7 protein-coding genes, 1 tRNA gene and 1 pseudogene are annotated in these 10,882 nt (G+C 31.8%); 4 read left to right on the top strand and 5 right to left on the bottom strand.

Features of this window, described 5'->3' with window-relative positions; translation table 11 throughout:
• Positions 1–1,247 (bottom strand): ribosome biogenesis GTPase Der (gene der, locus HKP59_RS10725; RefSeq protein ID WP_291806675.1); only part of this gene is annotated, 1,247 nt, incomplete at its 3' end.
• 120 nt (positions 1,248–1,367) lie between these two features.
• Here der and HKP59_RS10720 point away from each other — a divergent pair.
• Positions 1,368–1,871: a GTP-binding protein gene (locus HKP59_RS10720; protein WP_291806673.1), complete on the top strand. Its 504-nt coding sequence runs from the start codon at positions 1,368–1,370 to the stop codon at positions 1,869–1,871.
• A gap of 97 nt (positions 1,872–1,968) precedes the next feature.
• Positions 1,969–3,225: an MFS transporter gene (locus HKP59_RS10715; protein WP_291806671.1), complete on the top strand. Its 1,257-nt coding sequence runs from the start codon at positions 1,969–1,971 to the stop codon at positions 3,223–3,225.
• A 120-nt stretch (positions 3,226–3,345) separates the two neighbouring features.
• Here HKP59_RS10715 and HKP59_RS10710 read toward each other — a convergent pair whose 3' ends face one another.
• From HKP59_RS10710 to HKP59_RS10695, 4 genes are all read right to left on the bottom strand, one after another.
• Positions 3,346–6,594 (bottom strand): S41 family peptidase, encoded by a 3,249-nt coding sequence (locus HKP59_RS10710; protein ID WP_291806668.1) that lies wholly within the window; start codon positions 6,592–6,594, stop codon positions 3,346–3,348.
• Between the two features lie 240 nt (positions 6,595–6,834).
• Positions 6,835–7,716, bottom strand: a complete 882-nt coding sequence (gene era / locus HKP59_RS10705) for a GTPase Era (RefSeq protein WP_291806665.1) — start codon at positions 7,714–7,716, stop codon at positions 6,835–6,837.
• A gap of 53 nt (positions 7,717–7,769) precedes the next feature.
• Positions 7,770–8,957: a DUF1501 domain-containing protein gene (locus tag HKP59_RS10700; RefSeq protein ID WP_291806662.1), complete on the bottom strand. Its 1,188-nt coding sequence runs from the start codon at positions 8,955–8,957 to the stop codon at positions 7,770–7,772.
• Between the two features lie 9 nt (positions 8,958–8,966).
• The gene (locus HKP59_RS10695) at positions 8,967–10,337 is read right to left on the bottom strand and encodes a DUF1800 domain-containing protein (RefSeq protein WP_291806658.1); all 1,371 of its coding nucleotides are present in this window, start codon (positions 10,335–10,337) and stop codon (positions 8,967–8,969) included.
• A 112-nt stretch (positions 10,338–10,449) separates the two neighbouring features.
• On the opposite strand from HKP59_RS10695, the gene HKP59_RS10690 reads away from it, so the two are divergent.
• A tRNA-Met gene (locus HKP59_RS10690) sits at positions 10,450–10,522 on the top strand.
• 53 nt (positions 10,523–10,575) lie between these two features.
• Positions 10,576–10,882 (top strand): annotated as a pseudogene (locus tag HKP59_RS10685) (site-specific integrase); the annotation flags it as partial.

Raw genomic sequence — 10,882 nt, 5'->3', positions numbered from 1 at the left:
CGTAGCTTATTCTCGACAAATCGCTTGTAAGGATCACGAATATATTGTGGTAAATTCGCAAAAAATACAAATTGTGGAGTTGGTGTAGGCAATTGCATACAATATTTTATTTTCACAAATTTACCTTTATAGGCTGGTGGAGAATTGTGCTTTAAAATATCTAACATAGTTTCATTTAGCTTGCTGGTTGCAATTCTATTTTTTCTGCTTTCAAATACCTCAACAGCCGTTTCAATTGCTTTAAAAATACGTTGCTTTGTTAATGCACTTATAAATAAAATTGGAACATCGGTAAACGGAGCGATTTCTTTTCTAATTTTAGCTTCGAAATCGCGCATGGTATTTGTTTCTTTTTCAATTAAATCCCATTTATTTACTAATATAACAATCCCTTTTTTGTTTTTTTCTGCTAACCAAAAAATATTTTCATCTTGCCCTTCAAAACCTCTAGTAGCATCAATTACCACAATAGCAACATCGCAATATTCAATAGCTCTAACGGCTCTCATCACTGTATAAAATTCTAAATCTTCTTTTACCTTCGATTTTTTTCGTATTCCTGCAGTATCAACTAAGTTAAAATCAAAACCAAAACGATTGTATTTCGTATCAATAGAATCTCGTGTAGTACCCGCAATATCGGTTACTACAAATCTATCTTCACCAATTAAAGCGTTTATAAATGAAGATTTCCCGGCATTTGGACGACCAACAACCGCAAAACGAGGCAATATGCTTTCCTCTTCAATTTCATCTTCTAATTCTTCAGCTAAAGCATCTAACAATTCACCTGTTCCACTTCCATTAATTGATGAAATTGTATAATACTCTCCTAATCCAAGGCTATAAAACTCAACTGCATCAGCATCACGCATGGCGTTATCAACTTTATTAACAGCCATAAAGATTGGTTTTTTTACTTTCCGTAAAATATTAGCAACCTCTGTGTCCATTGGAGTTATACCTTCTTCAACATTTACTACAAATACAATAATATCAGCTTCATCAATTGCTAATTGAACTTGTTTTCTAATTTCACCTTCAAAAATATCTTCTGAGCCGATAGCATAACCACCCGTATCAATTAAAGAAAATTCTTTTCCATTCCAATCGCTCTTTCCATAATTTCTGTCTCGAGTTACTCCACTTACAGAATCTACAATAGCTTCTCTTCGTTGAATTAATCTATTAAATAACGTAGATTTCCCCACATTTGGCCTTCCTACTATCGCTACAATATTACTCATTAGGTATTTTTTAATTTTTTGCAAAAATACACATTTTAAATTTGAAATTACGCTAATTATTGGTTCTTAAATAGTTATTTAATAAAAAATAGTATATTTCAATTCTAAAAGAATGAATGCATGAGTGAACAAAAAAACAGTCCTATTTTTTTACGTCCAAGATTTAAAATGGATTTTAGTGAAAGTCAACAAGAATTATTGAAAAAATTTAAAGATAATTTGAATGTTGGTAATTGTAACTATTGCAGTCAAATAGTAGATGGACATATTACTATTGATGTACCTAAAGAAGATAATCATTTTTGGTCACCTCAATTATCTATTGAAATTGAACAAGAAAATGATGGAAAAACTATTGTGAAAGGTCTGTTTGGTCCAAAACCTCAAGTGTGGACATTATTTATGTTTGTGCATTTTGCTGCCGCATGTTCTTTTATTGGGTTTTGTGTAATGGCCTATGTGCAATGGACTTTAAAAAGTAATTATTCTTTTGCTTTAAGTATGGTTATTGGTTTGCCAATTTTATGGTTTGTGCTGTATTTTATAGGAACTCTTGGTAAAAAAAAGGGACATACGCAAATGGAAGAACTTCATAAATTTATGATGAAAACATTAGATAAGTAAATTGGAGTTTACTACTCGCTATATCCAAAACGTCTTAATTGACGCTTATCATTTCTCCCATTTTTGTTCACTTTAAAAGTATAACACATTGAACTAAATGAATAAAAAAAAGGCACCTTGGTATTTTCTTATATTGCTAATTTTAGCTGGAGAATCTGTATTTATTCTTCCTTTTGTTCTTTCTAGAGTATTTAGGCCAACAGTGCTTGAAGTATTCGGATTGGATAATTATCAATTAGGTTTGTGCTTTTCTGTATATGGTATTGTAGCGGTATTATCTTATCTTTTTGGAGGTCCCTTAGCTGATAAATTCCCACCTAGAAAACTAATTGCAGTAGCATTATGGATGACTGCTATTGGCGGATTTGTATATGCTACATTTCCAAGTTTTATTGTATTAAAAGTATTATATGGTTATTGGGGTTTTACCACTATATTTTTATTTTGGGCTCCTATGATTAAGGCAACAAGAGTTTGGGGTGGTTCAACTTCACAAGGAAAAGCATTTGGCTTTTTAGATGGTGGTCGCGGATTAGTAGGAGCGTTATTTGGAAGTCTAGGTGTTCTAATTTTCTCATTATTTATTGTTTCCGAAATTTCTAATATTAGTCTTACTGAAAGCAAAGCTGCATTCAAGCAAGTAATACTAGTTTCAACTTTTATAATTATTCTTGTTGGACTTTTAGTTTGGCGCTTTATGAAAATAGATAGCAATACAGAAAAAGATATTGTATTAGAAAAAATTGAAATATCCCAAATACGCACAGTGCTAAGTTTACCTTCAGTATGGTTATTAATGATTATTATTTTATGTGCATACGTAGGTTATAAAATTACGGATGTATTTTCGCTATATGCCCAAGATGTAATGATGTATGATCAAGTACAATCTGCTCAAGTTGGTACTTTTTTATTATTTATACGACCTATAGTTGGTGTTTTAATTGGGGTAATAGCAGACCGATCACAAATTACCTTTTGGTTGCTCATTAGCTTTATTATTACATTCTTTGGAGCACTATTATTTGCTACAGGAATAGTTTCAACGTCAGAAACCATGCTGTTTTTCATCTCAATATTAGTTATTGCAACTGGAGTATACGCTGCACGTTCTCTTTACTTTGCCGTAATGAAGAGCGGCAAAATTCCTTTAGTACTAACAGGAACAGCTGTTGGACTTATCTCTCTTATTGGCTATACACCTGATATATTTGCTGGGCCTGCTATGGGCTACCTTTTAGAAAATTCGCCAGGACTTGTTGGGCATCAACATGTTTTTTGGATGCTGACCTTATTTTCTTTTATAGGTGGAATTGCATCATTTTACTACTATCGATTATATAATAATAAATAAATTTAACATTTCGAATTTTTCATTTGAAACGTACTAAAAAGAGACGCTCTAACACGGAAAATCTAAACCTTCCCAATTAAGTTAAATTGTCTCTTTTATACGTTTCTATTTTTTTAAAATTTAATTATCCTTTTGATAGCCAGCAGGACGTTTTGATCTTATTGGAGCTTTTGGTTCTTTCATTAATTGAAATTCATTTTTTTGAAGTTGATCTAGTGCTTCTTTTACAGCTCGTTCCAGCTGTGGATCATTTCCTTGAATTACCAATTTTGGATGTTGAATCACTTCAATATCAGGAGCAACGCCTTCTCCTTCTACTGCCCAAGCTCCATCTACATCATAAAAACCTCCTCGAGGAGCTACCATTCTACCTCCATCAATAAAACGAGGAGTATCCCAAGTACCTACCAATCCTCCCCAAGTTCTGGTTCCTACCATAGTACCTACTTTTGCCATTTTAAACATATAAGGCAGCAGGTCTCCTCCAGAGCCAGCACGTTCGTTAATAATCATTACTTTTGGACCCCAAATACCCGCCATTGGAGTAGTCCAAGGTCTGTTATCATTTGCTCTACTATTAAAATATCCAAACAGTTTACGGTTCATAATATCAATCATATAGTCAGCAGCAGAACCACCTCCATTATTTCGTTCATCAATAATAACCCCCTTTTTATCTTGCTGTGAAAAATAGTAACGATTAAAGGACGTAAATCCACCATTTCCTGTATTTGGCACATAAACATAAGCTAATTTTCCGTTAGAAAGTATATCCACTTTTCTACGATTGCCTTCAACCCAATCAATATATCGAAGATTCTGTTCGCTGCTTACTGGTTTTATGAGTAGCTCTTTTGCGCCTTCTAAAGTAGGACTACTATTTACTGTAATCGTTATTTCACGTCCTGATGTTTGTTCTAATAATTGATACGGATTTATATTCTCTTTAAGTTCTATTCCATTAATAGCCAGCAAGTAATCACCTTCTTTCACATTCAATCCAGGTTGCCCAAGCGGAGCTTCAATGGAGGGGTTCCAGCGTTCTCCATTATAAATTTTTGTGATTTGGAATTTGTTTTTTGACATCCTCAAATCGACTCCTAGCAATCCAACAGGCACTCTATTTAACTCTGGCATATCTCCCCCAGAAACATAGGAGTGACCAACTGCAACTTCACCACTCATAATATCTACTACGTAATTTAAATCGGTTCTATGTCTTACATGGTCTATCCAAGGAGCATACCATTGATAAACATCATCCCAAGGAGCTCCGTGAACATTATCTACATAAAGAAAATCTCTCATATAACGCCAACCTTCTTTAAAAATCTGTTTATATTCTTCTTTTGGATTTATTTTAATTTTTAAATCTGTAGCAATCTTTCCTTTCTTAAAGTCAACTTTCCCTGAGGCTTCAACAATTGCCCATACACTTTTTTGATTGATGAGTACTGATTTTCTATCCTCTGAAACAACCATCGAATTTATACCATCAATAAAATCGGTTGCTTTATCTTTTTTGGTGTCAAAATCATGAATTTTTAAATCATCACTTGTATCTTCAACTACAAAAACATGACCATCTGGTGCTTTTTTAAGATCTACATAATTTCCTTCATCAAGATTCATAGCAATAGCTCTATCCCATAAACCCTCAGAATCAATAGTAGTAATTACAGTCTCAGTAGATTCATCTGACTTTTTCTTTTTGGATAAGTTGCTTTCCTTATTGTCTTCAAGAATACTTTCTTCATCTGTTTTTAAATGATTTGGTGCCTTATCTTTATTACTTAACACAATAGTATATAAACTTCTTGTTGTTTTAGAATCATAAGAGCTCATATCTAACCAACCAGATTCTAATCCGTAATTCGTACTTGCAAGGGTATATAAGTACTTTCCTGAAGTATCCCAAACTGGGCTAATAGCATCTGCTATTGGATCGGTAATTTGAATCGTTTGTTTTGTGTCAACATTATAAGCAAATATAGATTTAAAATGGCTATCATTCTGTTTAGAAAAAGCAATCCATTTACTATCTGGAGACCAAACAGGATTCATCGTTCTATTAGGATGTGCATACCTGTCTGTAGCAGCAATCACAGCCTTATTTGTAGCTAAATTTAACACCCAAATATTAAAGTCTGTATCGGTATATGCAATATAATTTCCATCTGGAGACCATTCTGGCCTGAAATAAAAGGTGTTATTTGGTATCACAATGGAAGTTTGATTCTGTCCGTTTTGATCTGCTATAACCATTTGATATTCTCCACTTTTATCAGAAAACCAAGCTATTTTATCTCCTTTAGATGACCAAACAGGGCTGCGGTCTGCAACACCCGATGAATTTGTTAAGTTTCGCCAAGTTCCATGCTCTTTTGGAACTGTCAATATTTCTCCACGATGTTCAAAAACTGCACGTTTTCCATTCGGGGAAATATTAGCATTTGTTAACTGACTACCTGTAACATTTTCCCACCTCGGGCGAGCAAAATTAAGATCGCTTTTAACCTGTATTTCCAATGGATAAGACTCTTTGGTTTTTGGATTTATTAGATGAAGTAATCCACCCTGCTCATAGACAATTTTTGAACTATCAGCATCTAAACTCTTTACATCAAATTTTTTATGAAAAGTAATTTGTTCTTCTGTTTTTGTATTCGGATTGAAAGCCCAAATATTACTTGTATAATCTCTTTCAGATAAGTAGTAAACAATTCCGTTCAACCAAATAGGATCAAGATGGCGTTCTTTGTCTAATTGAGGAGTTCTTATAAGTTCATTTGTAGCTAAATCAACAATCCAAATTGGCATTGCTTGCCCTCCTCTATAATTTCTCCATTCAGGATCCCAACCAGTAATTGGGGTATAGGCAATATGTTTTCCATCTGGTGCAATTTCTCCATATGCTGCTCTGGGAATCTCCAACGCTTCAGGTAATCCTCCTTCTACAGAAACTGTGAAAAATTTATTCGTTTCTGTAGGTCTTCCTTCTCTATTTGATCGAAAAAGTATCTTTCCCTCCGGAGTCCAACCTTGTACATAATCACCTGCAGAATGGTATGTTAAACGTTTAGGTTCACCTCCTTCTGAAGGAATTAAGTATACATCTACATTACCATCATATTGAGCAGTAAAAGCAATCCATTTCCCATCTATTGAAAAATGAGGATTAGTTTCATAACCAGCATCACTAGTTAAACGAGTGGCAATACCTCCTTTTATAGTAGCTTTCCAAAGGTCATTGGCATAAACAAAAACAACCTCTTCGTTATGCAAAGTAGGTTGCCTCAATAATTTGGTGCTTTGCGAAAATACGCTCACAAAACACAATGTAAATAAAGTAAAGAATAATTGTTTCATAATCAGTAAATTTTTTTCAATATACAAAATTGCTTTTATCAATTTTTTTAAAAAAATGATAAAATAATAATAGCCCAAAAAAATAAAAACCCTAACAAAACTCTAGAAGTGTAAAAATCTTTTAAACCAACACATCAAATTAGCTTCAATTTTATAAAAAAATTGTAAATCCACTAATTATTTATATCATATATCAATATAAAATTAGAGCTAAAAACCTATTTATGAAAACCTAATAATTTATTCGTTGTATCCAAAACGTCTTAATTGGCGTTTGTCATTTCTCCAATTTTTATTCACCTTCACATATAATTCTAAATGAATTTTTTTATCGAAAAACTTTTGTAAATCTTTACGAGCTTCCACACCAACGCGTTTTAAAGCAGCTCCCTTATGACCAATAACAATTCCTTTTTGGGTTTCACGCTCTACCATAATTACAGAACGGATTTTAATAATTTTTTCGCTTTCAAAAAACTCTTCAGTTTCTATCTCAACTGCATATGGTATTTCTTTTTTGTAGTGTAATAATATTTTTTCACGAATTGCTTCATTTACAAAAAAACGTTCAGGCTTATCCGTTAACTGATCTTTGGGATAAAAGGCAGGAGATTCTGGCAAAATTTCTAAAATTCTATTAAAAACGCCTTCAACATTAAAGTTCTCTAACGCAGAAATTAACATCACTTCAGCATTTGGTACTTTTTCTTTCCAATACAATAATTTTTCTTCAACTTCTTCTTGAGAAGATGTATCAATTTTATTGATTAATAAAAGAACTGGGATTTTAGCATGTTGAATTTTATTAAAAAACTGTTCGTCTTTCAACTCTTTTTCACCAATTTCAACCATATAAATAAGTACATCAGCATCTTCAAAAGCTGATTTTACAAAATCCATCATTGAAGCTTGTAATTCATAGGCTGGTTTTATAATACCAGGAGTATCTGAAAACAAAATTTGAAAATCATCACCATTCACAATTCCCAAAATTCTGTGACGTGTTGTTTGTGCTTTCGAAGTAATAATCGAGAGCCTTTCCCCAACAAATGCATTCATTAAGGTGGATTTTCCAACATTTGGATTTCCAATAATATTTACAAAACCTGCTTTATGCTTCATTTTCAGTATTTATGATCGCAAAGGTAATGAAAAGGTTGTTTTGTTAACTGTTTTTATAGAAAAGTTAAAGGTGTAAAGGTGTCATTTAAAATAATTTTGTCATTTACATTCATCCATTTATTTAAAATTGTGGCATAGATACTTCTAAAATCAACCGTATATTTTAAGTCACCATTTTCATCTAAATTTGACAAATCTGGACCATCATTGTAAATTCCTTTTTTCTGAAGATTCTCACCAATTATAAAAACATTGTTCGCTGTTCCGTGGTCTGTTCCGTTTGCTGCATTTTGCTTTACCCTTCTTCCAAATTCAGAAAAAGTTAAAATTAGAGTATCTCTAAAGGTATCGTTTTTCTTTAAATCTTTTATAAACGCATCTATAGATTCTGCATAAACAGTTAATAGACGATCTTGCCTTCCTTTTTGATTAAAATGCGTATCAAAACCACCTAAAGAAGTGTATAAAACTTTACAATCCACTCCAGAATTTATAAATTCAGCAGCCGTTTTTAATTGAGCTCCTAATGGGTTATCAGGATATTCTTGATTAGAAATATAGGTTTTAGTACTATTGTAAATGTATTTAGCAGAATTTTTTGCATCAATCATTGTTTTATACAAATAGCCTAAATTATGCTCACTTAAATGTTGCTCATTATGATGTTCCAAAACCTTTTTAAAATAAGGATCTTGTGTATTTCTATACAATTGTTTCGCATTTTTAACCGCCATTCCACTCAAGGATTTTCCTTTTAAAGCAAGCGATAAACTTTCATCAACTTCAATTGCATTGTAAGGATTTTTGCCAAAGCTATCCATATATCTCCCTAACCAACCCGAAGTTAAATATTCATCAGATTTACTTGCTGTGTGCCAAATATCTGTGGATCTAAAATGAGAACGATTGGGATTTGGATAACCAACATTATTAATAATTGTTAAATAACCTTGGTCGTATAAATTTTTTATTGGAGCCAAACTCGGGTGCAAGGCTAATTCGCTATTCAATTTTAAAACATCACTTTTAATTTGAATTATTGGTCGGTTTTTATAATAAATATCATTGCTATATGGAATTACTGTATTTAATCCATCGTTCCCTCCTGATAATTGAACAATAACCAATCTTTTATAACCCACTGATTTTAAATCTAGAGTATTAAATGCATTAACAAAACTTGGCACATAGAATAAAGTACTTGCAAGTGCCGTGTTCTTTATAAAATTTCTTCTTTTCATTTAATAAGTTTAACAAAGTTGATATTCTGGTAGCGACATTAATTGAATACAATAATCTTTTGGATTGTGTGAATCAATTTCTTTTAAAAGTTTACTTGCTTCTTTACTTGGTTTCACTTGAAATAAAATATCTTCAATTTGAAATGCATTTAATTTTGAAAAATTTTGTTGAAAGGTTGTCCAGTCTTGTTTTATTTTGATGTAACTTTTTCTGGATTTTTTACTTTTTAAATATTGCTCGTACGAATCTTCAAATTCTGAAATTCCGGCCAAAGAAATTACTGCATTAGTTAGTACAATTGAAGGTAATTTTAATCGAAGCATCAATGTATTGGTATCAATCCAATTTTGTCCACCTTCCCAACCAGCTACATTTATTGGATTTAGTAATTGTTGACCTAATATTTTTTGAAGATAAATTAATTGTTTCTTTTCTAAAAACTTAATGGGTACAGTTTTATTAATTCCGGCTAATAATTCAATAGGTGATTTTATTTTAGTCCCAATATTTTCTTCATTATAAAACCAATCTGACAGAAAGATATACTCCATTAAGTCTGCAATATTATAATTTGGATAAAACTGATGAACCATTTGATTTATATGATGCTCGTTTATATTTGAATTTACAAAATAGCTGTAAATTTTTTCACAAATAAATTTAGCACATTGCTTTTGTTCTAATATAATATTGATAATATCTTCTCCTTCAAAATTTCCAGATTTTCCAAAAAACTTTTTTTCACCAGTATCATGTATTCTTTGTCTTATCACGAAATCTCCATTTTTATCATGATTCCAACCGGTAAAAGCTCTTGCAGATTCTTTAATATCAATTTCTGAATAATTACCAACTCCTAGTGTAAATAATTCCATTAATTCTCGAGCAAAATTTTCATTTGGACTTTGTTTTTTGTTTTGCTTTGCATTTAAATATTTTAACATTGAAGCCGATTTTGAAACTTCTGTTACAAAATCCCTAAAATTACCCAAAGCATTTTTTCTTAATATATTGTTGAATTGTTCTATGTATACACTATTATTGTCTTTGCAAACAAAATGGTTTGCCCAAAATAACGTCATTCGTTCTCTCAGCAATTCTTTTGGATTAAAAATACGTTCTACCCAAGCTATATTTAATTCAATAAGTCTTTTCCTTTCTTCCCTCTGTATTTTCTTTTTTTGCTCTGCGCTTTTATTATTCCCCATTACATATGAATAATTAGGATGAGAAATTTTTAAGGAGGTACTTCTTTTTGAACTAAGAAAAAACTCTTTTACAAGCTCCTTTTTAGTGTTTTTCTTAAGATTATTTAGTTCGTTAGGATTAATTCCAAATCCAGCGCGCCAGTATAAATGTTGTATTTGTTTGGAGTTCATAAGGTTACTTTAATTCTCTAAAACATTAGACTAAATTTATTTTAAATAGTTTAATAATTAAATTAAAGATAGTTGTTTTTCTATGAAATAGTTGTATCTTTGCCATCCAAATCGCGGGGTAGAGCAGTAGGTAGCTCGTCGGGCTCATAACCCGAAGGTCGCTGGTTCGAGTCCAGTCCCCGCTACTATTTTTAAAACAATGTAAATCAACAGTTTAGCTTTCTAAACTGTTTTTTTTATGTCTATTTTAAATGAATTTCTTATCTTTGAAAGTGCATACGATTTTGCATACGATTTGCTAATGAAAAGTAATTATTCTAACCCCAAAATTTACACTGCCAATGGTGATTTAAATAAACGTTGGTACGTTTATTTTTCTTACCGAAATCCTAAAACTGGGCGATTAAAACGTGTTACTCCATTTTATGGGGAAGCTCATAAGTATAAAACGAAGGAGGATCGTTTGTTTGTTTTGTCTGCATATCGAAAAAAAATACTAGGATTATTAAAACAAGGCTACAATCCATTTGTAGATAACACAGCAC

The sequence above is a fragment of the Lutibacter sp. genome, from assembly GCF_013041805.1.
Taxonomy (GTDB): domain Bacteria; phylum Bacteroidota; class Bacteroidia; order Flavobacteriales; family Flavobacteriaceae; genus Lutibacter.
The sequence above is the reverse complement of the archived record's forward strand: the minus strand, read 5'-3'. Positions and strand labels throughout refer to the sequence as shown.

Excerpts from the sequence above, each read along its gene's own strand:
- HKP59_RS10720 (WP_291806673.1), top strand. The coding sequence starts at position 1,368 with ATGAGTGAACAAAAAAACAGTCCTATTTTTTTACGTCCAAGATTTAAA.
- HKP59_RS10715 (WP_291806671.1), top strand. The coding sequence starts at position 1,969 with ATGAATAAAAAAAAGGCACCTTGGTATTTTCTTATATTGCTAATTTTA.
- HKP59_RS10710 (WP_291806668.1), bottom strand. The coding sequence starts at position 6,594 with ATGAAACAATTATTCTTTACTTTATTTACATTGTGTTTTGTGAGCGTA.
- era (WP_291806665.1), bottom strand. The coding sequence starts at position 7,716 with ATGAAGCATAAAGCAGGTTTTGTAAATATTATTGGAAATCCAAATGTT.
- HKP59_RS10700 (WP_291806662.1), bottom strand. The coding sequence starts at position 8,957 with ATGAAAAGAAGAAATTTTATAAAGAACACGGCACTTGCAAGTACTTTA.
- HKP59_RS10695 (WP_291806658.1), bottom strand. The coding sequence starts at position 10,337 with ATGAACTCCAAACAAATACAACATTTATACTGGCGCGCTGGATTTGGA.